The following is a 24871-nucleotide window of genomic DNA, read 5'->3' as shown; positions in this document are numbered from 1 at the left end:
GGGGCGGTGAAACGGTCAGGCCACGTCAGTGGATGACCATCTGCGTGAACGGATGCACGTAGGCCTGCAGCGTGACGAAGATACCCACCAGGATCGCCAGCGCAATCGAGTGGAAGAACACATAGCGCAGGATGTCGCCTTCATGCCCGTACCACTTGGTAGCGGTGGAGGCCACCACGATGGACTGCGCGTCGATCATCTTGCCCATCACGCCACCCGAGCTGTTGGCCGCGGACATCAGCACCGGCGACAGGCCAAGCTGCTCCGCCGTGGTCTTCTGCAAACCGCCGAACAGCACGTTGGACGCGGTGTCCGATCCCGTCAGCGCCACGCCGAGCCAGCCTAGCATGGTGCCGAACAAAGGGTAGAGCACGCCGGTCTGCGCGAACGCCAGGCCCAGCGTCGCATCGAGGCCCGAGTAGCGGGTCAGGTAGCCGATGCCGAACATCGCGCTGATGGTCAGCAGCGAGAACTTGGTCAGCTTGATGGTTTCCCAGTATTCCCTGGCCAGGCGCGGGATCGAGTAGCCCATCAGCAGGCCGCCAATGACGGCGGACACCAGGATGCCGGTGCCGGCCATCGACAGCACGTTGAAGGCAAAGACGGCCGGCTCGGCGATTTCCTTGGGCGTGACGGGCGGATGCTTGATGATCGCCTTGTCGAGGCCCGGGATCGGGAATTTCCATTGCCACAGCGCGTCCATGAACTTCTTGAACTCGGGGATGCCCCAGACGAACACGAAGACGGTCAGGATGATCCACGGCAGCCAGGCCTTGGCGACCGAGATGCCGGCCGAAGCGGCGCTGGCGGCGGCTTCGGCGGCCACGGCTTCGGGGTGGTCGACCTTGGAGTCGTCGTGGCGGCCGAGGATCTTGGTCGAGGTCCAGATCTCCTTGGGGTGCCAGATCTTCAGGAAGAGCGTCAGGCAGCCCATCGAGATCAGCGAGGAGATCACGTCCACCAGCCATGGGCCGTGGAAGTTCGAGACCAGGAACTGCGGCACCGCGAAGGTCACGCCCGCAACGAGAATGGCCGGCCAGATCGCGATCATGCCGCGGAACCCGGCGAAGGCCCAGATCAGCCAGAACGGCACCAGCACCGAAAAGAAGGGCAGCTGCCGGCCGATCATGGCCGACAGCGTGACCTGGTCGATGCCCGTTACCGACGACAAGCCGATGATCGGCGCACCGAGCGCGCCGAAGGCCACCGGCGCGGTGTTGGCGATCAGCGCCAGGCCCGAGGCGGCCAGCGGCGAAAAGCCCAGGCCGATCAGGATGGCACCGGTCACGGCCACCGGCGTGCCGAAGCCGGCCGCGCCTTCAAAGAAGGCGCCGAAGCTGAAGGCCACCAGCAGCAACTGCAGGCGGCGGTCTTCGGTCACGCCCGAAATGGAGTTCTGCAAGACCTTGAACGACCCGTTCAGTGTGGTCAGCCGGTGCAGGAAGATGATGTTGAGGACGATCCACCCGATCGGGAACAGCCCGGAGACAATGCCCAGCCCGGCGGCCTTGCCCGCCATGGCCGCAGGCATGCCGAAGACCGCGGCAGCTACGACGACGCCAACGACCAGCGCCAGGCCGGCGGCCAGGTGCGCCTGCATATGAAAGAAGGCCAGCGCTGCAAGCAGCACGGCGACCGGGACGCCCGCGGCAATGGTGGACAGCGCCATATTGCCTAGCGGGTCATAGACTTGACTCCACACGATTGAAATCCTCCTCTGGTTTGGCTCGGGCGGCCCGGGCGATCTCCGTGCCCTTGGCTGCCGCTGTACACGCGTACCGACGTGCGGCGTCAGCCGCACACGCGAGTCGAACAAGGATTGTAAGGATGGGTTCCTGGTTCGCCGCCTTAAATCCGGTCATGACATACATGAACCGGTTTCAGGGATCAGGGTTTGCCAGGGGGCAGCATGGCGCACGTGCTGCCTGAAGCCCAGAGTACTCTAAACGGCGCCTCTTAGAAATGTATGCCAGCCAGGAAATCACCATAATGTCGGCTTGGCAATGGCGCGCGGCGTGCGTAGCCTGTCTGGCGGATGCCGTAGAGATCCGGGATCCCGGATCCGATCAAGGAGACACCATGCCTGAGTTCCTCCCCCCATGGCCGCTGCTTGGCGCATTCGTGCTGGCGAGCCTGGCGTTGGCCGTGACCCCCGGGCCGGCCGTGGTCTATATCGTGACGCGCACGCTGGCGCAGGGCCGGCGCGCCGGGCTGGCGTCGGTCGGCGCCGTGGCCCTGGGCAACCTCGGCAATGCTGCGGGCGCCGCGCTCGGGCTGGCGGTGCTGTTCTCGATTTCGGCGCTGGCCTTCACGGTCGTGAAGTACGCCGGGGCGGCCTATCTGATCTGGCTCGGCATCCGCACCTTGCGCACCGCGCCCGCGGTGGATGCGGATACGCCGCCTCCGGCGCGTCCGCTGCGCCAGGTATTGCGCGATGGCTTCGTGGTGGCGCTGCTCAATCCCAAGACCGCTATCTTCTTTGCCGCCTTCCTGCCGCAGTTCATGAATCCGGCGGCTTCAGCACTGACGCAGAGTCTGGCGCTGGGCGTGGGTTTCGTGCTGATCGCGGCCACGACGGACGTCTGCTACGTGACGGCAGCGGCGGCCGTGATGCCGGCGCTGCGCCGTGCCGGGCGGGCACGGGCGGCCGGCCGCTACCTGACGGCAGCGGCCTTTATCGGACTCGGGGTGTTCACGGCGGCGTCGGGTTCGCGCGCCGGCAAGTAAGGGCGGGGCCGCCGCAGCGCGCTTAGCGCAGCGGCAGTTCCAGGATGCCCTCGGCGGCCGGGCGTGCGCGCATGGCGGCGAGCCAGCGCTCGAGTTCCGGCCGCGGCTCGTGCTCGACCGGCGTGCCCATCCAGCGATGGGCGGCGCAGGCCAGCGAGATATCGGCCATGGTGAAGCGATCGCCGCCGATGAACTCGCGCCCGGTCAGGGCCTTGTCGAGCATCGCAGCCAGCGGTTTCGTGCGCGCGCATGACGCGGCCACGGCGGCATCGTCGCGCTTCTCGGGCGCAATGCGCACCATATTGAGGAAGGCGGTGACCATGGCCGGGCTGAAGGTGGTGGTCTGCCAGTCCATCCAGCGATCGGCCGAGGCGCGTGCCTTGACGTCTTCCGGCCACAGCGTGCCCTCGCCATACTGCGCGCACAGGTAGCGCACGATGGCATTGGACTCCCACAGCACGAAGGGCTCGCCGCCGACATCCGTGCCGCGGAAGTCCTCGATCACGGGAATCTGGCGGTTGGGATTGAGGCGGACATAGGCCTCGGTGTCCAGGTCGCCCTGGCTGACGCCGATGTCGACGCGCTCATGGTCCAGGTGCAGCTCGCGCGCGCACCAGACCACCTTCTGTACATTGATCGACGACAGTCGACCCCAGATCCGCAGCATGAAGATTCTCCCCTGATCATTTGCGGTGTTTTTCAGGCCGCGCGGGCCTGCGATGCCGACGCGATGGCTTTGCGGAACACTTCGCCCAGGATCGCCACGCCCTGCTCGATGCGCTCGGGCGGCACCGTCACGAACGCCAGGCGCAGCGTGTTGCGCTGCGGGTTGCTGGCGTAGAAGGGCGCGCCCGGCACATAGGCGACATTGCGCTTCACGGCTTCTTCCAGGATCGCCATGCTGTCCAGGCCCAGCCCTTCAGGCAGCTGTACCCAGATGAACATCCCGCCCTCCGGCTCGTTCCAGCTTACGCCTTCGGGCATGTGGCGCGCCAGTGCGCCGAGCATGACCTGGCATTGCTTTCCGTACAGTTCACGGATGGTCGGGATGTGGCGGTCAAGCAACCCGTCGCGGATAGTCTCGTAGGCCACGCGCTGGGTGAACGTCGGCGTATGCAGGTCCGATGCCTGCTTGGCCTGGCACAGCTTGAAGTGGAGCTCAGGCGGGGCGATCACGAAGCCCAGGCGCAGGCCCGGCGCCAGCACCTTCGAGAACGAGCCCATGTAGATCACTCCGTCGGGGTTCATCGACAGCAGCGTCGGCAGCTGGTCGCCGGTGTAGCTCAGTTCGCCGTACGGGTCGTCTTCGACCAGCAGCACGCCGAATTCCTTCGCGCGCGCCACCAGGGCCTGGCGGCGTTCCAGCGGCAGGCGGCGGCCGGTCGGGTTCTGGAAGTTGGGCAGGGCGTACAGGAAGCGCGCGCCGGCGGTCAGTTCGGCGGTCAGCGCTTCAGGCTGCAAGCCCTTGTCGTCGGTGGGAATGGAGGTGAATTCCGGCTCGAACAGCGAAAACGCCTGGAGCGCGCCGAGATAGCTCGGCGTTTCCACCAGCACCTTGCTGCCCGGGTCGATCAGCACCTTGGCGATCAGGTCCAGCGCCTGCTGCGAGCCCGTGGTGATCAGCACGCGCTCCACGTCCACGTTGTGGCGCCTGGCGATGAACTCGCGCAGCGGCAGGTAGCCTTCGGTGGCCGCGTACTGCAAGGCCGCGGCCGGGTTGTCGGCGAATACACGGGCCGTCGCCGCCTCCATGGCCGCTACCGGGAAGGAGGCCGGCGAGGGCAGTCCGCCGGCGAAGGAAATGACTTCCGGACGCTCGGTCACCTTCAGGATTTCGCGGATGGCCGAGCTGGTCAGTTGCTGCGCCCGGCGGGAGATGGCCCATTGCATGATGTTTCTCTTTTCTCTGGGGAGAACCGCCTGGCGGGCGGCTCAGTCAACGATGAATAGTCTGGCCCCGGTCGGCGTCGACGATCGGTGCGGTTCCGCCTGGTCGGCAACCTGGTAGCTCGTGCCCGCGCGGAGCACGAACTGGCGGCCGTCTTCCAGTTCGGTATGCAGTTCGCCGTCCAGCACGAACAGGATATGGCCCTTCGAGCACCAGTGGTCCGCCAGGTAGCCGGCCGAGTACTCGACCATGCGCACCCGGATCTCCCCAAACTGGCGCGTGCGCCAAAGCGCCTCGCCCCGTTCGCCGGGGTGGCGCGTGGGTTCGACCGCGGACCAGTCGGTGGTGCCGAAGGGCAGGTTGTCGATGCGCATCGCGGCAGCGGCCGATGGTTCAGTTCACTTCGACGATCATTTCGATCTCGACGCAGGCGCCCAGCGGAATCTGCGCCACGCCGAACGCGCTGCGCGCGTGCTTGCCCTTGTCGCCGAAGATTTCGGCCAGCAGTTCCGAGGCACCATTGGTCACCAGGTGCTGCTCGGTGAAGTCTTCGGTGGAATTCACCAGGCTCATCACCTTGACGATGCGCGTGACGCGGTTCAGGTCGCCCACGTGGCCGTGCAGCGTGGCCAGAAGGTCGATCGCGATCGACCGCGCGGCGGCCTTGCCGGCTTCGGTGTCGATGTCCTTGCCGAGCTTGCCGGCCCATACCTTGCCGTCCTTGCGGGCGATATGGCCCGACAGGAACACGGTATTGCCGGTCTGCGCGGCCATGACATAGGCGGCGGCCGGGGCGCCGGCGGTGGGTAGTTCGATGCCCAGGCGTGCAAGGGTGTCGTAGACGGACATGTGATCTCCTGTCAGTGAGTGCGTTTCGGAAGGATAGGGGGCGTTTCGGCGGCGGTGCCGGCGACCGTGGGCGCGGCCTGCTGCACGGCGGCGCGCCGGCCCAGCGCCACCACGGCGATCACCGCCACGGCGAAGGCGATGGTGGCCGGATCCAGCGGCTCGGCCAGCAGCAGCGCGCCGCCTGCCAGCGTCAGGAACGGCTGCAGCAATTGTATCTGCCCGACACGCGCCACGCCGCCTTTTGCCAGCCCGGCGTACCAGAACAGGAACCCGATGAACATCGAGAACACGGACACATAGGCCATACCGATCCAGGCACGCGGCGATGCGGCGGCGATCACGGCGCTGTCGCGCCAGCCGAGCCAGCCCACCACGGGCAGCAGCACCGGCAGAGACACCACGAGCGCCCAGCTGATGGTCTCCAGCCCGCCCAGCTCGCGCGACAGCTTGCCGCCTTCGGCATAGCCAAGCGCGCCGAGCACCACGGCGGCGAACAGGTACCAGTCCGCATGCTGCAGCGCCCCGGCACCCTGCCATACGGCAAAGCCGGTCACAAGCGCGCTGCCGGCCACGGCCGACAGCCAGAATGCGGGCGAAGGCCGTTCACGCCCGAACCAGGCGGCGAACACCGCGGTGGCGAGCGGCAGCAGGCCGATCACGATGGCGCCATGGCTGGCCGGCACTTCGCGCATGGCCTGCGAGGAGAACAGCGGAAAGCCCACCACCACGCCAAGCGCGGTCACGGCCAGCCTGGCCCATTGGCCGCCACGCGGGCGTCGCTGCGCATCGAGCGCGCCGCGCATGGCCAGCAGCGCCAGTGCCAGCACGGCCGCGATCACGGCGCGGGCGAGTGCGACGAAGTTCGCGTCCAGTTCCGTCACGGCCATGCGCGTGAACGGCAGCGTCTGGCTGAAGATCGCCACGCCGGTAAAGCCCAGCAGCATGCCGCCGGAATGCGGCGGGTGCGAGGGGGAGGAACTTGCCTGCGGATCAGTCATGTTGATGCTGGTGGATCAGGGCGCCGCGGGGCGCACGCTGACGGCGATCCACACGGCGGTAAGGGCCAGCGCCAGACCCATGGTGCGGTTGAACCAGCGCACGCGGTTGCCTTGCATCAGCCATTGCCGCAGCGAGGCGCCCAGCACGCCGTACAGGCTGTTGCTGACGAAACCGAACATGCCGAACGTGGTGCAAACCAGCAGCACGCGCTGCGCGGGCGAGGGCGCGCCGGCCATGTACGACGCGGCGGTGGCCAGCGCCATCATCCACGCCTTGATGTTGGCGTACTGCAGCACGGCGGACTGCCACACATTGAGCGGGCGCAAGACCTGCTTCTCCGCCAGCACGGTGCTGCGCGCGATCCTGGCGGCCAGCCACAGCAAGTAGCCCACGCCGGCCATATGCACGATGGTGGCCAGTGCCGGACTGCGCAGGATCAGCGCGCCGACGCCGACCGCGCACAGCGCCAGGATGCTGGCAAAGCCGAAGGCCACGCCCACGCAATGGGGCAGCGTGGCGCGCAGGCCGAAATTGGCTCCCGTCACGGCGGCGATGGTGGTGTTGGGTCCTGGTGTGAAGGAACCCACTGCAAGCAGCGTGATGAGCGCCAGGAATTGCGCTGCCGAGAGGCCGGTCAGGAAATTTCCGGTCATGGCGCCCAGGCGAAGTTGACGACCACGCGCCGGTCGGTGCCGTGGCAAGGATCGTCGTCGAAGCGTTTGCGGGTGACGGTCATCGGTGAATCTCCGTGGTCTTGTTCTTGTTGGCGTTCGGCTAGCGCAGGGTGCGGATGCCCTGCGGGGTTTCGATTTCAGCGATCAACCGCGGCGGACCATCGCACTGTTCCAGCGATATCAGCGTCTCGCCGCCCAGCCATGCCAGGCCCTGGCGCAGCAGTTCGGCATGCGGATGCTGGCCGGTGAGACGGCGCAGCGCCAGGTCCTGCCGCGGCAGGCTGGCGCCAGGATGCGGGGAAACGTCCCACTGGATCAGGCTCGGCAGCAGGCCGTCGCCGGCGCTGGCGGCTTCACCGTGCCAGGCGGGCAGGCTGCCGTCTTCCGGCACCGTGATGCGCCAGCGCAGGTCCCCACGCTGCATCGGAATGACCGGCGCGATCCGGTCGGGATATTGCGCCTGCCAGCGCGTCAGGTCGGCGGGGCGCTCCACGCGCGCGGCCCAGTGCAGCAGGAAGGGGCCGGCCTGCAGCCGCGCGCGCACGCGGTCGCTGTCGAGCCCGAACCAGCGCGGGCGCTGCGGCGCAGGCGCGTCCGGATCGACCGCGATTACCTCCAGATACATCCCGCCAAACAAGCCGAGCACGCGGTTGTGCGTGCCCATGGCCGCATGGGCGCCGCCTCCGTGCGGAGCGATGCCAAGCGCGTCGGCGACGTATGCCGTGCCGGTGTCGAGGGTCGATGCAGCAATGACGAGGTGATCGAGGGCGAGCTTCATGTTGGCTTGATGGTAGACAAGGTAGTCGGTACAGTACCGGTACAGTTATGCGGATCGTATTCAGTACAGTTGCAGGAGCACCACATGGACGGCAGCCAGCAGCAGGATTCCTCCGCCGCGCCCGATCGCAAGGATAGCGGAAGCGGCGCGCAGGACACATCAGGGCGCGCGTTGCGGCTGGTCGTGCCACCCGGCGCGGCAGGCAGTACGGAACGCATGCCCGACCCGGTGCCGTCGGCGCAGATGACGCTGGTCGAGCAGCTCACAGAATGGGCCCGCATGCGCATCGACGAACGCGTGTTCCGCGCCGGCATGCGCATGCCGTCGATCCGCCAGCTGGCGCAGGAAAAGGGCATTTCGCGCTTTACCGTGGTGGAGGCGTACGAGCGGCTGGTGGCGCTGGGCTACCTCGAATCGCGCCGCGGCTCGGGCTTCTACGTGCGCGAACGCGTGGCGCAGGCCTCGGCCGCGCCGGTGGCGCCCGTGGCGGTGGCCGCGCGCAATATCGACGTGACCTGGCTGCTGCGCAGCATGTTCCATACCGCCGAGACCCGCAAGGCGCCCGGTCTCGGCTTTCTGCCCAACGAGTGGCTCGATGGCGAACTGATCGCCAGCGCGCTGCGCGGACTGGGCCGCCAGCCGGGCAACCATTTCCTGGCCAGCGGCACGCCGCAGGGCTTCCTGCCGCTGCGCCAGCAGCTGCGCACGCGGCTGGAGGAGCTGGAGATCGGCGCCACGGCAGAGCAGATCGTGCTGACGTCGGGCATCACGCAGGCGCTCGACCTGATCGCGCGGCTTTACCTGTGCCCCGGCGACACCGTGCTGGTCGGAGACCCGGCCTGGTTCGTGATGTTCGGCCGTTTTGCCGCGCAGGGCGCGCAGGTGATCGGCGTGCCCTACACGGCCGAAGGGCCGGACCTGGAGGCGCTGGAGCGCATCGTGCAGGCGCACCGGCCGCGGCTGTTCGTCATCAACTCGGTGCTGCACAACCCGACCGGCACCTCGCTGTCCGCCGCCAAGGCGTTCCGGCTGCTGCAGATGGCCGAGCAGTACGATTTCCTGATCGTCGAGGACGACATCTACTGCGACCTGTGCCCGCCCGGCCATGCCGCCACGCGGCTGGCCAGCCTGGACCAGCTGCGCCGCGTGATCTACCTGGGCAGCTTCTCCAAGACGCTGGCGGCGAACCTGCGCGTGGGCTTCATCGCCGCGCACCCGGACCGGGCCGCGACGCTGACCGATAGCAAGCTGCTGGCAGGCCTGGCCACGCCGGAAATCAACGAGCGCGTGCTGTACAAGGTGCTGACCGAGGGCCACTACCGCAAGCATGTGGAGCGGGTGCGCGGCCGGCTGGACCGGGCCCGCGACGACACCCGGCGCGAGCTGGAGCGCCGCGGCCTGCGGCTTTTCCCGGGCCAGCATGCGGGCATGTACCTGTGGGCCGATACCGGCCGCGATACCAATGCCATCGCCACGGCTGGGCATGACAAGGGCTACCTGTTCGCGCCGGGAAGCCTGTTTTCGCCGTCGCAGATGCCGTCCGGCTGGATGCGCTTCAACGTCGCCAGCAGCGGCGACCCGGACATGCTCGACTTCCTGTCCCGGCAGCTGGACCGGCGCTGAAGCCGCCGGCCGGTCTTGAAATTGGCCGGAGCCGGCCCTATTTCCGTGAGCACTGGCCTTGCGCCACCCTCACACCCTGATTTTCCGGATTCGAAAAGGAGAACCATGTCCGCACCGCACGAAACGATGAGCTTCCAGGCGGAAGTGAAGCAACTGCTGCACCTGATGATCCACTCGCTGTACAGCAACAAGGAGATTTTCCTCCGCGAGCTGGTCTCGAATGCTTCCGACGCCACCGACAAGCTGCGCTTCGAGGCGATCGCGAACCCCTCGCTGCTCGAAAACGACGCCGACCTGGCCATCCGCATCGAAGCTGACGCCACCGCCCGCACGCTGAAGATCACCGACAACGGCATCGGCATGAGCCGCGACGAGGCCATCCGCAACCTGGGCACCATCGCGCGCTCGGGCACCAAGGAATTCTTCCAGCAACTGTCCGGCGACCAGCAAAAGGATGCCGCGCTGATCGGCCAGTTCGGCGTGGGCTTCTACTCGGCCTTTATCGTCGCCGACAAAGTCACGGTCGAAACCCGCCGCGCGGGCCTGGCCGCCGACGAAGCCGTGCGCTGGGAAAGCGCGGGCGACGGCGAGTTCAGCGTCGACGCCATCACGCGCGCCGAACGCGGCAGCACCATCACGCTGCACCTGCGCGAAGGCGAGGACGATTTCCTCTCGGCCTGGCGCCTGAAGAGCATCATCCAGAAGTACTCGGACCATATCTCGCTGCCGATCCGCATGCCCAAGGAAGTGTGGGATGCCGAGGCCAGCACCTACAAGCGCACCGACGAGTGGGAGAGCGTCAACCAGGCCAGCGCGCTGTGGACGCGTCCGAAGTCGGACATTACCGACGAGCAGTACACCGCGTTCTACCAGCACATCGGGCACGACAACGAAGCGCCGCTGGCCTGGACCCACAACCGCGTGGAAGGGCGCAGCGAATACACGCAGCTGCTGTACATCCCGGCGCGCGCGCCGTTCGACATGTGGGACCGCAACCACAAGCACGGCCTCAAGCTCTACGTGAAGCGCGTCTTCATCATGGACGACGCCGAGCAGCTGCTGCCGTCGTACCTGCGCTGGGTCAAGGGCGTGATCGATTCAGCCGACCTGCCGCTGAACGTCTCGCGCGAACTGCTGCAGGAAAGCCGCGACGTCAAGGCGATCCGCGAAGGCAGCACCAAGCGCGTGCTGTCGATGCTGGAATCGCTGGCCGACAGCGAAGACGAAGCCGAGCGTACCAAGTACGCGACCTTCTGGCAGCAGTTCGGCCAGGCGCTGAAGGAGGGCATGGGCGAGGACCAGGCCAACCAGGAGCGCATCGCGAAGCTGCTGCGCTTCAGCTCGACGCACACCGACAACGCCGACCAGACCGTGTCGCTGGCCGCCTATGTCGGCCGCATGAAGGAAGGGCAGGACAAGGTCTACTACGTGACGGCCGATACGTGGGCCGCCGCGAAGAACAGTCCGCACCTCGAGGTCTTCCGCAAGAAGGGCATCGAAGTGCTGCTGCTGACCGACCGCGTCGACGAGTGGATGCTGTCGTTCCTGCGCGAATTCGATGGCAAGGAGCTGGTGTCGGTCGCCCGCGGCGACCTCGACCTGGGCACGCTTGCCGACGAGGCCGAAAAGGCCGAGCAGGAGAAGGCCGAGACTGAATGGAAGGATGTTGTCGCTCGCGCCAAGACCGTGCTCGAAGGCAAGGCCAAGGATGTGCGCGTGACGCTGCGGCTGACCGAGTCGGCATCGTGCCTGGTTTCGGACGAAGGCGACATGAGCGGCTACCTGCAGCGCCTGCTGAAGCAGGCCGGCCAGAAAGCGCCGGATGCCCAGCCGATCCTGGAACTCAATCCCGAGCACGCGCTGGTGAAGAAGCTGCGTGACCTGCCGGAAGGCGATGGCTTCAATGACCGTCTGCTCGTCCTCTTCGATCAGGCGCTGCTGGCTGAAGGGGGCATGCTGGATGACCCGACGGCCTATGTGCAGCGTGTGAACAAGTTGCTTGCCTGAACACGGGCGTAAGGAAAAGGGCCGGGCGACCGGCCCTTCTTGCCTGCGGACGTAAGCGATAACGACGCATGACGCTGAAGCGCTGTTTTCCCCCTGTCGTGGATGCCGAGACCCGCGTATTGATCCTCGGCAGCCTGCCCGGCGAGGCGTCTTTGGCGCAGGGCCAGTACTACGCGCACAAGCAGAATCAGTTCTGGCGGCTGGTTGGCGATACGATCGGCGTGGACCTGCGTTCTATGGAGTACGACGCGCGGCTGCAGGCGTTGCTCGCGCGCTGTATCGGCCTGTGGGACGTGGTGGCCGAGGCGCGGCGCGAAGGCAGCCTCGATAGCAGTATCCGAGACCATGCGGGCAACGACCTGACCGGCCTGGTCGAGTCCTTGCCCAGCCTCGTGGCGATTGCGTTCAATGGCGGCACGGCGGCGCGCATTGGCGCGAAAGCGCTGGCGCATCACGCGGATCGGCACCAGCTTGTGATGCTTCCCTCCAGCAGCCCGGCCTACACGCTGGCGTATGCACAGAAGCTGCACGCCTGGCAGGCATTGCAGGCATGGCTGCCTGCCAGGGCGCGGGAACGACGCTGATATTTCGACCGGTCAGCCAAGATCCGGCTGCGTAGCCGCATAGCTCGGCCGCGCGCGCATGACCGCATGACCCCGCCGGATATTCGGCCGCGTCTCCAGCATCGCCGCGCTCTCGGGGAATCGCCCCAGGTACTCGACGATCGGCGCGAAGAACAGGTCGGCCATCGACAACGCATTCCCGACCAGGAAATCTCGGCCGCCATAGGCCTGCTCCAATGCATCCAGCTGCCGCTCGATATCGGGTAGAGCCGCCTCGATGATTGCGCGATCAGGCTTGCCGTCCGGGCCCTTCGGAAACACGTAGTGCAGCACGTAGCGCCGCACCATCGCATCGTAGCCGTGGCAGTTGATCAGGCTGATCCACTGCTCGCAGCGCGCGCGGGCAGTGGGTCCGGTTTGCGGAATCAGGTTCGGGCCGCCAAAGACTTCGTTGATATAGCCGAGGATGGCGCGCGTCTCGTAGAAGTCGATCGGACCATCGGTGAATGCCGGGATGCGGCCGAACGGGTTATGAGTCAGCAGTTCGTCGACGTGCGGCGCCACGGGCTTGAACGTGTAGCGCACGCCTTTCTCCGCGAGCGCCAGCCGCACCGTGCGCACGTAGGTGCTGCGCGCATCGCCGTAGACAGTCAGCGTGCCGGCGCTGCCTTCGGCATCCACATAGTCGCTGAGGTTGTTGAAGACCGATTGCCAGCCCATGTTGTGCGAATCGCGCGTGGCGGCGTCGGGGAAGCCGCTATGGCGCATGTGCAAGTGCGTGCCGCCATCCTTGTCGGTCAGCGTGATCTCGATCAGCGTGCGCACGCCGGCCGGTAGTTCGCTGCCTTCCCATTGCCACGTATAGGCCAGGAAGTTGGCGCGATCGATCGTCTGGTACTCGCCACCGACGATGTGTTGCTCGCCGTCCTTCGCTCCCATCACCAGCCGGTAACGGCCGCCCACTCGCGCATCGGCGCTGGCTTCCCGCACCTGCATGCCACGCGGGCAATGCCAGGCAGCCAGAGCGCTCTGGTCCGTGAATGCATCAAAGACCCGCTCGCGCGGCGCGCGGATCTGGCGGGTCATCTCCAGGTGAAACGTTGCAGCTTCAGTCATGACTTGATCCCCTTCTTTCGATCGGTGACAGCAGTCTCGGTTTGCGTCTGCTCGACAAAAGCCACCAGCCTGTCGAGATTGCCTTCCCAAAGCCGGCGATAGGTCTCCAGCCAGCCGTGCGCATCGCGCATGGCCCCGGGGCGCAAATGGCAGATGCGCCAGCGGGCGCTGATTTCGCGCTCGATCAGGCCCGCATCGGCCAGCACACGCAGGTGCCGGGAGATGGCCGGGCCAGAGATATCGAACGGGCGCGCCAGTTCGCTGACCGGGGCATCGCCCTCGGACAGCCGCGCCAGGATCGCGCGGCGCGTCGGGTCGGCCAGGGCGGCGAAGATGGTGGAGAGCGGGTCGCTGGTGTTTGGCATGTCTTCATTTAACGTGTTGGTTAAATGAAGATCAAGGGCTGTTACATCTGCCGTTTGCTCCATGCCCGCCGATACGGTGGCATCGGCTCTTCCTGTACGATGGCGGCACGCCCCACCGCCCCGGTCCCTCCGCAGACCGGGCCTGTCACTCGCAGTATTGCCGGGGAAGTGCCATGCCGCATTCAGCCTGGACCCACGAAGCGATCCACCGCATCGAGGCCGATTTCAACCGGTCCTCCGATACCCACCTGATTCCTCTGGACCTGCCGGGCTATCCGGACATCCGCTTCTACTTCAAGGACGAATCCAGCCACCCGACCGGCAGTCTCAAGCACCGGCTCGCGCGGTCGCTGTTCCTGTATGCGCTGTGCAATGGATGGCTGCATGAGGACAGCACGGTAGTGGAGGCATCGAGCGGCTCGACCGCGATCTCGGAAGCCTATTTCGCGCGCCTGCTGGGGCTGCCGTTCGTGGCGGTGATCCCGGCCGGCACCTCGCGTGCCAAGGTGGAGGCCATCGAGTTCTATGGCGGGCGCTGCCATCTCGTCGACAACCCGTCCGAGATCTACGTCGAGTCGCACCGCATCGCGCGCGAATCGGGCGGGCATTTCATGGACCAGTTCACCTACGCCGAACGCGCGACGGACTGGCGAGCCAACAACAATATCGCCGAGTCCATCTTCAAGCAGATGGCGCAGGAACTGCATCCGGTACCGGCGTGGATCGTGGCCAGCGGCGGCACGGGCGGCACGGTGGCCACGCTGGGGCGCTACGTGGCCTACCGGCGGCACCAGACGCGCATCCTTTGCGCGGATCCGGAGAACTCCGTGTTCTTCGATCATTTCCGTGGCTGCCTGGCGGGGCAACCCGATCCGGCACTGACGCTTGATACGGGCTCGCGCATCGAAGGCATCGGCCGTCCGCGCGTGGAGCGGTCTTTTCTCCCGACCTGCATCGACGCCATGCTCAAGGTGCCCGACGCCATGTCGTTCGCCGCGATGCGCTACCTGGCGCAACGGTTCGGGCGCCGCGTGGGCGGATCGACCGGCACCAACTTTGTCGGCGTGCTGTACCTCGCGCAGCGCATGCGCGCGGCCGGGCAGGGCGGCGCGATCGTCACGCTGCTGTGCGACAGCGGCGAACGCTATGCCACAACCTATTACGACGACGACTGGTACCAGGAACAGCGCATCCAGGTGGACGCGGCGGACGCACTGATCGGCCGTGCCGTGAAAGGTGAACCGGTGCTGACGCCGCTGGCAGTGGACGGCCTGGCGGCCGCGGGTGACGGGTTTCCCGGCGGCGCCGCGGAATGACCGCGCGCGTTTCTGTCACAATCGCGGCTTTCCTGCGCTGGCTGCTGGCCTGCCCGAACAAGCAAGACATGACCCTACTGAAACGCAAATCGATCGAGGCCGTGGCCTCGCGCCGCCCCGCGCGCGGCACCCGTACGCGCGGCGAACGCCCGGCCAAGGAAGAAAAGCGCATGACGCCGCGCTTTGCCCCGGTGACGTTCTCCGAAATGGACGGCGTGCGTTACCTGCACTTCGGCACCGAGTGGGTACAAGGCGCGATGCGCCTGCGCAAGCCCGATGCTATCGAACTCGAATACGCCCAGCAGATGATGGCGTGGCTGCTGTTCCTGTCGCCCTCAGCGCCGGACTTCCACGTGGTGCAGCTCGGTCTGGGCGCGGCGGCGCTGACCAAGTTCAGCCACCGGCATTTCGCGCGGGCCCGCGTGACCGCGGTGGAGCTGAACCCGGCGGTGATCATCGCCGGCCGCAGCATGTTCGGCCTGCGCGAGGACGACGCGCGCCTGAGCGTGCGCGAGCAGGATGCCTGGGATTATGTGATGGACGCCGCCAGCACGGAGTCGGTCGATGCGCTGCAGGTGGACCTGTACGATGCCACGGCGCGCGGCCCGGTGCTCGACACCACCGCCTTCTACCGCGCCTGCCGCCGTACGCTGAAGTCGCCGGGCGTGATGACCATCAACCTGTTCGGCGACCACGACAGCTTCCCGAAGAACATCGAGCGCATCTGCGATGCCTTCGACAACCGCGTGCTGGTGTTCCCGGAAGTCCACGACGGCAACGTCATCGCCCTGGCGTTCAACGGGCCGGCCATCGACGTGTCGTGGGAAACGCTGGAAGCGCGTGCCGACGTGGTGGAAACGACCACCGGGCTGCCGGCGCGCGACTGGGTGAAGAAGCTGCGCGGGGCCAATGCGCGCCAGGAAGAGAAGCTGGTGATCTGATGGATAGCTGATGCGCGGGGCCCGCCCCGGCATCAGCGGGCCGTCACTCCTTGTGGAAGAACTGCGCGAGCGACCACTCGTCGGTACGCGCTTCGTACTTCAGGCCCTTCTTCATCGCCCACATCGCGAGCTGGCTGTGCGACGGAATGATGGCGTGGTCATCCAGCGCGAATTTCGCGGCGGCCTTCGCGTTCTCTTCGCGCGCCTTGTCGCTGCTGACTGTGGTGAGCGATTTTTCGATCAGCTTGTCCAGTTGCGGATTGCTGTACTTGCCCCAGTTCCATGTACCGTAGCCGGTCTTGGGATCGGGTGTGCCGACGATCGAGCGCAGCGCCACGTCGGCCGCGGCGGAGCCCCAGCCCAGCATCTCGAACGAGAAATCGCCCTGGCGCGCGCGCGTGAAGTACACCGCCACCGGCATGGTTTCAACCTTGGTCTGGATGCCCACTCGCGTCAGCATGCTCGCGGTGGCCTGCGCCACGGCGGCATCGTTCAGGTAGCGGTTGTTGGTCGCGTGCAGCGTCAGCCCGAAGCCGTTCGGATAGCCGGCGGCGGCCAGCAGCTTCTTCGCGCCTTCCGCGTCGTAGGCCTCGGGCTTGGTCCCCGGGTGCCCGAAGATCTGCGGCGACACCAGCGACGATGCCGGCACCGCCAGGCCCTCCATGATGCGGCTGACGATGGCGTCGCGGTTGATGGCCTTGGAGATCGCGGCGCGCACGCGCGCATCCTTGAACGGGTTCTTGCCCAGCGGCTTGCCCGCCTTGTCGGTGACGTACGGCGGGTTGTCGCGCGACTGGTCCATCTGCCAGAAGATCGTGCGCCATGACACCGTCTGCTCGATGCGGAACTTCGGGTTTTGCTTGAGCTTGGCCACGTCGGCCGCCGGCACGCTTTCGATGACATCGACATCGCCCGCGAGCAACGCGGCGGAGCGGGCGCCGTTGTCGGTGATGATGCGGAAGATCGCGCGGTCCCATTCGGGCTTCGGACCCCAGTAGTCGGGATTGCGCGCCATTACGATCTCCTGGCCGCGCGCGAAGCGCACGAACTTGAACGGGCCGGTGCCGATCATGGCCTTGCCCGAGTCGAAGTCGGCCTGCGTGAGCGTGGCGGCCACCTTCTTTGGCAGGATCGGCACGCTGTTCAGGTCATTGGCCAGGTTGGCGTAGTTCGGCACGTTCATGGTCAGGCGCACCGTCAGGGCGTCGGGCGTGTCGATGCGCGCGATCGGCTTGGTGTAGCTGGTGAACGAGCCGGGGCTGTTGACCAGCTTCTCGGGCCGCTCCAGCGAAGCCTTGACGTCCGCACTCGTGAACGGCGAACCGTCGTGCCATTTCACGTTGGGGCGCAGCTTGATTTCCCACGTGGTCGGGTTAAGCGGCTTCCAGGACAGCGCGAGCCCCGGGATGTAGCGCGCGTTCTTGTCCATGAACACCAGCGACTCGAACATATGCAGCGCGATGGCGTTGTTCGGGCCGGCGTTGTTCCATTGCGGGTCCATCGACGTGACATCGGCGGCCAGGCCAATGCGCAGGTCTTCGGCGCGTGCGCCGCCAATGGCCGAAAGCGTGAAGACGGCGCCACAGAGCAACGCGGCGCGAATGGCGCGGGAGGGGTTGGAAGGGCGGCGGAAAGGCATGGCGCTAGGCTCCTCATGCTGGCCCGGTCGGCCGCGGGCGAGGCGGGCGCGCGGCCATGGGCGGTTGTCGGGCAATTTGCCCGCATTGTGCCGGCAAAACGACATCCATGCAGGCTTTCCAGTCAGGCGCGGGTGCCCGGCGCCGTTAAAATGGCGGCCATGTTTGCCAATTCTCCCAACATTGTCTCGGCACAGTCCGACATACACGAACACCTCGCGGCACGCGTGACACGCCATCTTGCCGAGCCGTTTCGCAAGCCGATCGGCGATGTCAGCCGACGCGCGCTCGACCAGGCGTTGGCGCAGTGGCGGCAGGCCGGCGACGTACCGCTGATCCTCGACGCGGGCTGCGGCGTGGGCGAAAGCACGCTGCGCCTGGCCACGGCATTCCCGGACCATTTCGTGATCGGCGTGGATCAGTCGGAGAAGCGCCTCGGTGCCGGCAAGGACTGGTGGGGCGACGCGCCCATGCCCGGCAATTTCTGCTGGGCGCGCGCCGACCTCGTCGATGTGTGGCGCATGTTGCAGGAAGCCCGCGTGCCGGTGGCGCGGCACTATGTGCTCTATCCGAATCCATGGCCGAAGATCGGGCATCTCGGACGGCGCTGGCAGGGGCACGCCGTGTTTCCCGCGCTGGCAGCCTGTGGCGATTACCTGGAATGCCGCAGCAACTGGAAGATCTACATCGACGAGTTCGCGGCGGCGCTGGGCATGCTCGGCCGCTCGTCCGCCACCGAGGCCTGGCAGCCGGAGCCTGCGATGACGCCGTTCGAGCGCAAGTACGCGGCATCAGGGCATGGCCTGTGGCGCTGCGTGACGCAGCGCTAGCCGCAAAGCACAACGGCCCGCAGTGCGGGCCGTTGCGTGGAAGCGGGAGAAATCCCAGCTTCAGTGGAACAGGGGCTGCTGCGTCGGCGCGTCTTCGGGCAACTCGGCGTGAACGATCTCGCCATTGCGGTCCGCATAGAGCGGCGTGCCGCAGTCTTCGCAGTATTCCGGATCGAACAACGCGGCGTGGCGGAAGATGTCCTCGACGCCGGCATTGCGCAGCTCTTCGCAGATCTGCTCGAGCGGGTTGCCCTTCTCGTCGGCATCCACTTCGCCGGCTTCGCGGCCATAGACTGGCCAGACGATGCCGTAGATCACGTCCTTTTCGCCACGCATGGTGAAGCCGACGCGGTACTCTTCCACCACTTCCTCGCCGAACGCCGCCACCACCGCCGCGAGCTGGCCGGCCGGTACGTCCAGCGTGCCGCTCAGGTAGTTCACGGCCGCGCGCACGGTCAGCGGGCGGATGCTCTTGTCGGATTCGCGGCAGGACAGGAAGAAGGCGTCCGGCAGCAGCAGTTCGAACTCGCAGCCCGGCAGCAGCAGGGCCACGGTGGCCTGCACCTGGCTGCGCCACTGTTCGAGACAGGTCGAGCGCTCGGCGTGGTGTTCCTTGGCATCTTCCTGCCAGCGGAACAGCCCTTGTTCGTGCGGTGCCACCACCACGGCCAGCAGGTAGCGCGGATCGGCCAGGATCGGCGCGGTTTCGGGCAGGTCGCGCAGGTCCACCTTGGGCACCGTACCGCTCAGTGCGGCGGCGGCCAGCTTGTGGGTCAGCGCGAAGGTGTCGCTATGGGTGCGCGGCAGCTGGTCGATGCTGTACAGGTACGGCGACAGCGCCACTTTGGTGCCGGTGGCTAGCACGTGTGCCTGCAGGTGCACGGCCAGCGTCTGCGCCAGGTCGGGCTTCAGCGAGCCGGACGGAATGGCGTAGCGGGTATGGGCCAGGATGGGCGCGGCGACCAGCAGCGCATCATAGCGCACGCCATCGGCTTCCACCGTGGCCGATTCGGCCAGCGTCTCGGCCTGCTCGGCCAGCACGTCGGAGGCGTCCGCGTTGTGCTTGAACAGGTGTTCGAGCGCCGCGTCGAGCGCGGTCTGGCTGCCATTCTTCAGCAGCCGGCCCAGGCGTTGCGAGAGCCGCCGTTCCCAGTAAGCGTCCTCCATGCGGCTGCCCGATGCATCGAGGGCGAGCGCATCGGCCACCAGTCGCTCGGCATCGGGCGAAAGACGCGGGGAAGCCTTGGGGCGAAAACCTGCCATATAGAGAAACCGTCCGTTTTTTCGTAAAACGGTATTCTACTCGCTGCGCTGACAGGAATGACGCCTGTCCGAGCGGACTGGCGCCATGTCCGGGTGTCTGTCCTACTTTTGCTCGGCGGCAGCCGGTGCGTGGGTTTCGGTGCCGTGCTGCTCACCGCCCATCGACACATCGCCGCCGCCCTTGCTGAGCAGGTAGAAGGCGGCGCCGGCGACGACGACGAACGCAATGATGATCTTGACCATGGTGTCTCCTGGATTCGTGGATCGGAGGACTGTGGCTGGCTGGCCTCCGGGCGTTGAACGCCATTCTTGTGAGGCACAGTGTGGCAGCGCTGGCTTGCGTGGAACTTACACGCGGCTAGCCCGAAAAGTGATGAACGAATTTCCTGCGCCCCAATGAAAACAGCCCGCCCCGCCAGGCACAAGGCCGGGCAGGGCGGGCGGCGGTCGTCAGTACGCGAGCCGCTCAGGCGGCCAGCAACTGGCGCAGCACGAACGGCAGGATGCCGCCGTGGTTGTAGTAGTCGACTTCGATCGGCGTGTCGATGCGCAGCAGCACCGGTACGCGCTGCACGTCGCCGTTGGCGCGCTTGATCACGAGCACCACGTCCTGCTGTGGCTTGAGTTCGCCCTCGATGCCTTCGATGTCGAAGGTCTCGTTGCCCGTGATGCCCAGCGTCTGCGCGCTGTCGCTGCCCTTGAACTGCAGCGGCAGCACGCCCATGCCGACCAGGTTGGAGCGGTGGATGCGCTCGAAGCTGCGGGCGATCACCGCCTTCACGCCAAGCAGCTGCGTGCCCTTGGCCGCCCAGTCGCGCGATGAGCCGGTGCCGTATTCCTCGCCGCCGAATACCACCGTGGGGGTGCCTTCGGCGATGTACTTCATCGCGGCGTCGTAGATCGACATCTCGTCGCCGGTCGGATGGTGGATGGTCAGGCCGCCTTCCACGCGCGAACCGTCGGCCTTCGGCGGGATCATCAGGTTCTTGATGCGCACGTTGGCGAAGGTGCCGCGCATCATCACCTCATGGTTGCCGCGGCGCGAACCGTAGCTGTTGAAGTCCGCCTTCAGCACGCCATGCGACAGCAGGTACTTGCCGGCGGGCGAGGTGTCCTTGATCGAGCCGGCCGGGGAGATGTGGTCGGTCGTCACGGAATCGCCAAAGACGCCCAGTGCCCGGGCGCCGCGCACGCTGGGGCTGACGCCGGACGGCTCCAGCGTGAAGTCATCGAAGAAGGGCGGTTCGGCGATATACGTCGACTCCGGCCAGTCGTAGACCTGGCCCTTGGTGCCCTTGATCGCGCCCCACAGCTTGCTCGGCTTCTTGACCTGCTCGTAGTTGCCCTTGAAGGTCTTGGCATCCATCGCAAACTTCATCAGCGCATGGATTTCGTCCGAGCTCGGCCAGATGTCGCCGAGCCAGATGTCCTTGCCGCCCTTGCCCTTGCCGACCGGCTCGGTCATCAGGTCGCGCGTCACGTTGCCGGCGATGGCATAGGCCACCACCAGCGGCGGCGACGCCAGGAAGTTGGCGCGGATATTCGGGTGGATGCGGGCTTCGAAATTGCGGTTGCCCGACAGCACGGCGGCTGCGACCAGGTCGTTGCTGACGATGGCCTCGTTCAGTTCGGGCGTCAGGTCCCCGGCGTTGCCGATGCACGTGGTGCAGCCGTAGGCGGTCACGCCGAAACCGAGTTTTTCCAGGTAGGGCAGCAGGCCGGCGGCCTTCAGGTACTCGGTGACCACGCGGCTTCCGGGGGCCAGCGAGGTCTTGATGTGCGGCGCCACCGTCAGCCCCGCTTCCACGGCTTTCTTCGCCAGCAGGCCGGCGCCGAGCAGTACGCTGGGGTTCGAAGTATTGGTGCAGGAGGTGATGGCCGCGATCAGCACGTCGCCGTTCTTCACGTCGATGCCATCGGCGGTCTGGTAAGTGCGGTCCAGCTCGGCCGGCTCCTTGTTGAAGCCGTTTTCGGCCACGGGCTTGCTGAACAGCGAGCTGAAGGTGCTCTTGACGTTGCCGATCTCGATGCGGTCCTGCGGACGCTTGGGGCCCGCCAGCGACGGGGCCACGGTGCCAAGGTCCAGCGAGACCACCTTGCTGTAGTCAATATCGCCAGCCTTGGGGATGCCGAACATCTGCTGCGCACGGAAATAGCCCTCGAAGGCGGCGATTTCCTCGTCCGAGCGGCCCGTGCCCTGGAAGTAGTCAATGGTCTTCTCGTCCACCGGGAAGAAGCCCATGGTGGCGCCATACTCGGGCGCCATGTTGCCGATGGTGGCGCGGTCCGGCAGCGCCAGGCTGGCGGTGCCTTCGCCGAAGAATTCGACGAACTTGCCGACCACCTTTTCCTTGCGCAGCATCTCGGTGATGGTCAGCACCAGGTCGGTCGCGGTCACGCCTTCACGCAGGCGGCCAGTCAGCTCCACGCCCACCACATCCGGCGTAAGGAAGTACACCGGCTGGCCGAGCATGCCGGCTTCCGCCTCGATGCCGCCCACGCCCCAGCCCACCACGCCGATGCCGTTGATCATGGTGGTGTGGCTGTCGGTGCCGACCAGGGTGTCGGGGTAATACACGCCGTCCTTCTTGTGGACGCCGCGTGCCAGGTATTCCAGGTTGACCTGGTGCACGATGCCGAAGCCCGGCTGCACCACGCCAAAGGTGTCAAAGGCCTGCATGCCCCACTTCATGAACTGGTAGCGCTCGTTGTTGCGCTGGAATTCCAGTTGCATGTTCAGGTCCAGCGCCTTTTTCTCGCGGAAATGGTCGACCTGCACCGAGTGGTCGACCACCAGGTCCACGGGAACCAGCGGTTCGATCTGCTTGGGATTCCGGCCCATTTTCTCGGCCACGTTGCGCATGGCGGCCAGGTCGGCCAGCAACGGCACGCCGGTGAAATCCTGCAGGACGACGCGGGCCACCACAAACGGAATCTCGTCGACACGGTCCGCGTTCGGCTGCCAGCCGGCAAGCTGGCGGACATGTTCCTCGGTCACCTTCTTGCCGTCGCAGTTGCGCAGCACGGACTCGAGCACCACGCGAATCGACACGGGCAGGCGTTCGATCGCCACGTTCAGTTCCTCGCCCAGCCGGGGCAGGGAATAAAACTGGCCCTTGCCTGAAGAGCCGATCTTGAATTCTTGTAGGGTCTGCGTCTTATTGAGGTTGTGGGGCATTGCCATACTCCAGTCGAGGAATGTTGCGGTGGCGTTGAGTCGGACCTGACCCCGGCGGCGCTGTCATGGCGTTCACCGCGGTCCGATGTCGTTGCGACTGATACTCTAACCGCCGCGCACGCCGCCCGCCAGCGCGTGCCGGCGAACGCTGCGTTCGCGCAATGACTGCCATGCCGGCAACCATCCCGAGCCGGCATGGCGCCCGATGGCCCGGCCCTGAGAGGGCCGGCCCGGGAACCGCCGGATTTACTGCTTCGGCACAGCCGACTGCTGGGTCGCGTCGGGCAGTTGCTGTTGTTGTTGCTGCGGCGGCGCGGCCAGCAGCGGCGAGGTCACCGGCGCGCGCAGGCCACCAGCCTGGGTCGGCGCGGCACCGCCGGCCTGCATCTCGGCGTTCTGGCATTCATCGGCCAGGCGCTGGCCGAGGTTCTTGTTGAACAGCATGGCCTTGCTCGGGATCACCACCAGGTCCAGGCCGCTACGGGCGTCGAAGTAGCGGTCGGCACCGGTCACGGTGGACTGGCGCGGCAGCTTGTATTCGCGGCCCTGCCAGTTCACGGTCAGGACTTCATCGCGCAGCATGTTGCCCGAGATGTACAAGGCGTTGCCCAGTTCGCACTGCCATTTTTCGCCGGTCGGCGTCACGGCGGCCGCTGCAGCCGGGGCGGCCTTGCTGCTCTTCTTGGCCGGCGCCTTCTTGGTGGTCTTGTGGGCCGGTTCCTGGGCCATCACGGTGCCGGCGGTGCCGAGGGTGAACGCGCCGAGGCACGCTGCGAGGACGAGCTTTTTCATAGAAATAACCTTTCGGGGTCTGTGTCTTTATGGTCTGGCACGCCTGGGAGGATTCCCGGGCGTGGGCAAGATTCCGCCGATATTCTCTACGATTTGCGGAACAGGGCAAGTAGCCTGCCCTTTCGTTACATAATCGGGCGCAAGTCGGGGGAATGTGGCGGACGCGAGCCTCACATGCGCTTTACTTCCGCGCTTTACTTCCGTTTCGCGATCGGGACGAACTTCAGATTTTCGGGGCCAGTGTAGTTGGCGCTCGGGCGGATGATCTTGTTGTCGATGCGCTGCTCGATGATGTGCGCAGCCCAGCCCGACGTACGCGCGATCACGAACAGCGGCGTGAACATCGCGGTCGGCACGCCCATCATGTGATAGCTCACGGCGCTGAACCAGTCCAGGTTCGGGAACATCTTCTTGATATCCCACATCACCGTTTCCAGGCGCTCGGCGATGTCGAACATCTTCATCGAGCCGGCTTCCTTCGACAGTTCGCGCGCGGTGGCCTTGATGACCTGGTTGCGCGGGTCGGCAATGGTGTACACCGGATGGCCGAAGCCGATCACGACTTCCTTGTTCTCCACGCGGCGGCGGATATCCGCCTCGGCTTCGTCGGCGTTGTCGTAGCGTTTCTGGATCTCGAAGGCCACTTCATTGGCGCCGCCGTGCTTGGGGCCGCGCAGCGCGCCGATCGCGCCGCAGATGGCCGAGTGCATGTCCGAGCCCGTGCCGGCGATGACGCGGCCGGTGAAGGTCGATGCGTTGAACTCGTGCTCCGCGTACAGGATCATCGAGGTGTGCATCGCGCGTTCCCACTGGGCCGACGGCTTCTTGCCGTGCAGCAGGTGCAGGAAGTGGGCGCCGATGGAGTCATCGTCGGTTTCGACTTCGATGCGGCGGCCGTTGTGGCTGAAGTGGTACCAGTACAGCAGCATCGAGCCCAGGCTGGCCATCAGCTGGTCGGCGATGTCGCGCGCGCCCGGGGTGTTGTGGTCGTCCTTCTCCGGCAGCACGGTGCCCAGCACCGACACGCCGGTGCGCATCACGTCCATCGGGTGGGCCGAGGCCGGCACGCATTCCAGCGCGGCCTTGACGTTGGCGGGCAGGCCGCGCAGCGACTTCAGCTTGGTCTTGTACGCGGCCAGTTCGGCCTTGTTCGGCAGCTTGCCGTGGACCAGCAGGTGGGCGATTTCCTCGAACTCGCAGGCATCGGCCACGTCCAGGATGTCATAGCCGCGGTAGTGCAGGTCGTTGCCGGTACGGCCAACGGTGCACAGGGCGGTGTTACCGGCGGTCACGCCCGACAGGGCAACGGACTTCTTGGGCTTCGG

At 66.3% G+C, this 24871-nt stretch carries 23 protein-coding genes; 7 read left to right on the top strand and 16 right to left on the bottom strand.

Annotated elements, in window-relative coordinates:
- Positions 1 to 25: 25 nt before the first annotated feature.
- Entirely contained in the window at positions 26 to 1702 is a 1677-nt protein-coding gene (locus AC3FKG_RS00115) for an L-lactate permease (RefSeq protein ID WP_483708730.1), read from the bottom strand.
- Between the two features lie 377 nt (positions 1703 to 2079).
- On the opposite strand from AC3FKG_RS00115, the gene AC3FKG_RS00110 reads away from it, so the two are divergent.
- Positions 2080 to 2727: a LysE family translocator gene (locus AC3FKG_RS00110; protein ID WP_483708729.1), complete on the top strand. Its 648-nt coding sequence runs from the start codon at positions 2080 to 2082 to the stop codon at positions 2725 to 2727.
- Positions 2728 to 2749: 22 nt separating this feature from the next.
- On the opposite strand, the gene AC3FKG_RS00105 is transcribed toward AC3FKG_RS00110, so the two are convergent.
- The 7 genes from AC3FKG_RS00105 to AC3FKG_RS00075 all read right to left on the bottom strand — a co-directional run bounded on the left by AC3FKG_RS00105 (position 2750) and on the right by AC3FKG_RS00075 (position 7915).
- On the bottom strand, positions 2750 to 3394 hold the full coding sequence (locus tag AC3FKG_RS00105) for a glutathione S-transferase family protein (RefSeq protein ID WP_483708728.1): 645 nt from the start codon (positions 3392 to 3394) through the stop codon (positions 2750 to 2752).
- 32 nt (positions 3395 to 3426) lie between these two features.
- Positions 3427 to 4617, bottom strand: coding sequence for an aminotransferase-like domain-containing protein (locus tag AC3FKG_RS00100; protein ID WP_488742119.1), 1191 nt, complete (start codon positions 4615 to 4617; stop codon positions 3427 to 3429).
- Between the two features lie 42 nt (positions 4618 to 4659).
- Positions 4660 to 4989, bottom strand: a complete 330-nt coding sequence (locus tag AC3FKG_RS00095) for a DHCW motif cupin fold protein (protein WP_483708726.1) — start codon at positions 4987 to 4989, stop codon at positions 4660 to 4662.
- 19 nt (positions 4990 to 5008) lie between these two features.
- Positions 5009 to 5464 carry a RidA family protein gene (locus AC3FKG_RS00090; protein ID WP_483731581.1) on the bottom strand — a complete coding sequence of 152 codons (456 nt, stop codon included), beginning with the start codon at positions 5462 to 5464 and terminating at the stop codon, positions 5009 to 5011.
- A gap of 11 nt (positions 5465 to 5475) precedes the next feature.
- On the bottom strand, positions 5476 to 6462 hold the full coding sequence (locus tag AC3FKG_RS00085; protein ID WP_488742118.1) for a DMT family transporter: 987 nt from the start codon (positions 6460 to 6462) through the stop codon (positions 5476 to 5478).
- A 15-nt stretch (positions 6463 to 6477) separates the two neighbouring features.
- On the bottom strand, positions 6478 to 7116 hold the full coding sequence (locus tag AC3FKG_RS00080) for a LysE family translocator (protein WP_483708723.1): 639 nt from the start codon (positions 7114 to 7116) through the stop codon (positions 6478 to 6480).
- A 121-nt stretch (positions 7117 to 7237) separates the two neighbouring features.
- A complete protein-coding gene (locus tag AC3FKG_RS00075; protein WP_488742117.1) occupies positions 7238 to 7915 on the bottom strand; it encodes a VOC family protein in 678 nt (225 codons plus the stop codon).
- Positions 7916 to 7999: 84 nt separating this feature from the next.
- Here AC3FKG_RS00075 and AC3FKG_RS00070 point away from each other — a divergent pair, with 84 nt between their 5' ends.
- The 3 genes from AC3FKG_RS00070 to AC3FKG_RS00060 all read left to right on the top strand — a co-directional run bounded on the left by AC3FKG_RS00070 (position 8000) and on the right by AC3FKG_RS00060 (position 12129).
- Entirely contained in the window at positions 8000 to 9538 is a 1539-nt protein-coding gene (locus AC3FKG_RS00070) for an aminotransferase-like domain-containing protein (protein WP_483708721.1), read from the top strand.
- Between the two features lie 105 nt (positions 9539 to 9643).
- The gene (gene htpG, locus AC3FKG_RS00065; protein WP_483708720.1) at positions 9644 to 11545 is read left to right on the top strand and encodes a molecular chaperone HtpG; all 1902 of its coding nucleotides are present in this window, start codon (positions 9644 to 9646) and stop codon (positions 11543 to 11545) included.
- Positions 11546 to 11613: 68 nt separating this feature from the next.
- Positions 11614 to 12129 carry a DNA-deoxyinosine glycosylase gene (locus AC3FKG_RS00060; RefSeq protein WP_483708719.1) on the top strand — a complete coding sequence of 172 codons (516 nt, stop codon included), beginning with the start codon at positions 11614 to 11616 and terminating at the stop codon, positions 12127 to 12129.
- Positions 12130 to 12141: 12 nt separating this feature from the next.
- On the opposite strand, the gene AC3FKG_RS00055 is transcribed toward AC3FKG_RS00060, so the two are convergent.
- Positions 12142 to 13224, bottom strand: coding sequence for an SRPBCC domain-containing protein (locus tag AC3FKG_RS00055; RefSeq protein ID WP_483708718.1), 1083 nt, complete (start codon positions 13222 to 13224; stop codon positions 12142 to 12144).
- Complete coding sequence (locus AC3FKG_RS00050) at positions 13221 to 13589, bottom strand: ArsR/SmtB family transcription factor (protein WP_488742404.1); 369 nt, start codon at positions 13587 to 13589, stop codon at positions 13221 to 13223. Before AC3FKG_RS00050 ends, AC3FKG_RS00055 begins: the two co-directional genes overlap by 4 nt.
- A gap of 173 nt (positions 13590 to 13762) precedes the next feature.
- Here AC3FKG_RS00050 and AC3FKG_RS00045 point away from each other — a divergent pair, with 173 nt between their 5' ends.
- Complete coding sequence (locus AC3FKG_RS00045; RefSeq protein WP_488742116.1) at positions 13763 to 14905, top strand: PLP-dependent cysteine synthase family protein; 1143 nt, start codon at positions 13763 to 13765, stop codon at positions 14903 to 14905.
- A gap of 68 nt (positions 14906 to 14973) precedes the next feature.
- Entirely contained in the window at positions 14974 to 15846 is an 873-nt protein-coding gene (locus tag AC3FKG_RS00040) for a class I SAM-dependent methyltransferase (RefSeq protein ID WP_488742115.1), read from the top strand.
- A 43-nt stretch (positions 15847 to 15889) separates the two neighbouring features.
- On the opposite strand, the gene AC3FKG_RS00035 is transcribed toward AC3FKG_RS00040, so the two are convergent.
- Positions 15890 to 17485, bottom strand: coding sequence for an ABC transporter substrate-binding protein (locus AC3FKG_RS00035; protein WP_483708715.1), 1596 nt, complete (start codon positions 17483 to 17485; stop codon positions 15890 to 15892).
- Positions 17486 to 17635: 150 nt separating this feature from the next.
- Between AC3FKG_RS00035 and trmB the strand changes: the two genes are divergently transcribed.
- Positions 17636 to 18313: a tRNA (guanine(46)-N(7))-methyltransferase TrmB gene (trmB, locus tag AC3FKG_RS00030; RefSeq protein ID WP_483708714.1), complete on the top strand. Its 678-nt coding sequence runs from the start codon at positions 17636 to 17638 to the stop codon at positions 18311 to 18313.
- A gap of 60 nt (positions 18314 to 18373) precedes the next feature.
- Here trmB and AC3FKG_RS00025 read toward each other — a convergent pair whose 3' ends face one another.
- From AC3FKG_RS00025 to prpC, 5 genes are all read right to left on the bottom strand, one after another.
- A complete protein-coding gene (locus AC3FKG_RS00025; protein ID WP_483708713.1) occupies positions 18374 to 19576 on the bottom strand; it encodes a DUF2863 family protein in 1203 nt (400 codons plus the stop codon).
- A gap of 102 nt (positions 19577 to 19678) precedes the next feature.
- Positions 19679 to 19819 (bottom strand): hypothetical protein, encoded by a 141-nt coding sequence (locus AC3FKG_RS00020; RefSeq protein WP_483708712.1) that lies wholly within the window; start codon positions 19817 to 19819, stop codon positions 19679 to 19681.
- A 223-nt stretch (positions 19820 to 20042) separates the two neighbouring features.
- The gene (gene acnA / locus AC3FKG_RS00015; protein ID WP_483708711.1) at positions 20043 to 22754 is read right to left on the bottom strand and encodes an aconitate hydratase AcnA; all 2712 of its coding nucleotides are present in this window, start codon (positions 22752 to 22754) and stop codon (positions 20043 to 20045) included.
- Between the two features lie 246 nt (positions 22755 to 23000).
- Positions 23001 to 23546, bottom strand: a complete 546-nt coding sequence (locus AC3FKG_RS00010) for a hypothetical protein (RefSeq protein ID WP_483708710.1) — start codon at positions 23544 to 23546, stop codon at positions 23001 to 23003.
- 194 nt (positions 23547 to 23740) lie between these two features.
- The coding region (prpC, locus tag AC3FKG_RS00005; protein ID WP_488742114.1) for a bifunctional 2-methylcitrate synthase/citrate synthase at positions 23741 to 24871 on the bottom strand (1131 nt) is incomplete at its 5' end.

The sequence above is a fragment of the Cupriavidus sp. 22TCCZM04-2 genome (assembly GCF_057798895.1).
Note: the sequence above shows the minus strand (reverse complement) of the source record. Positions and strands in the feature narration are given on the sequence as shown.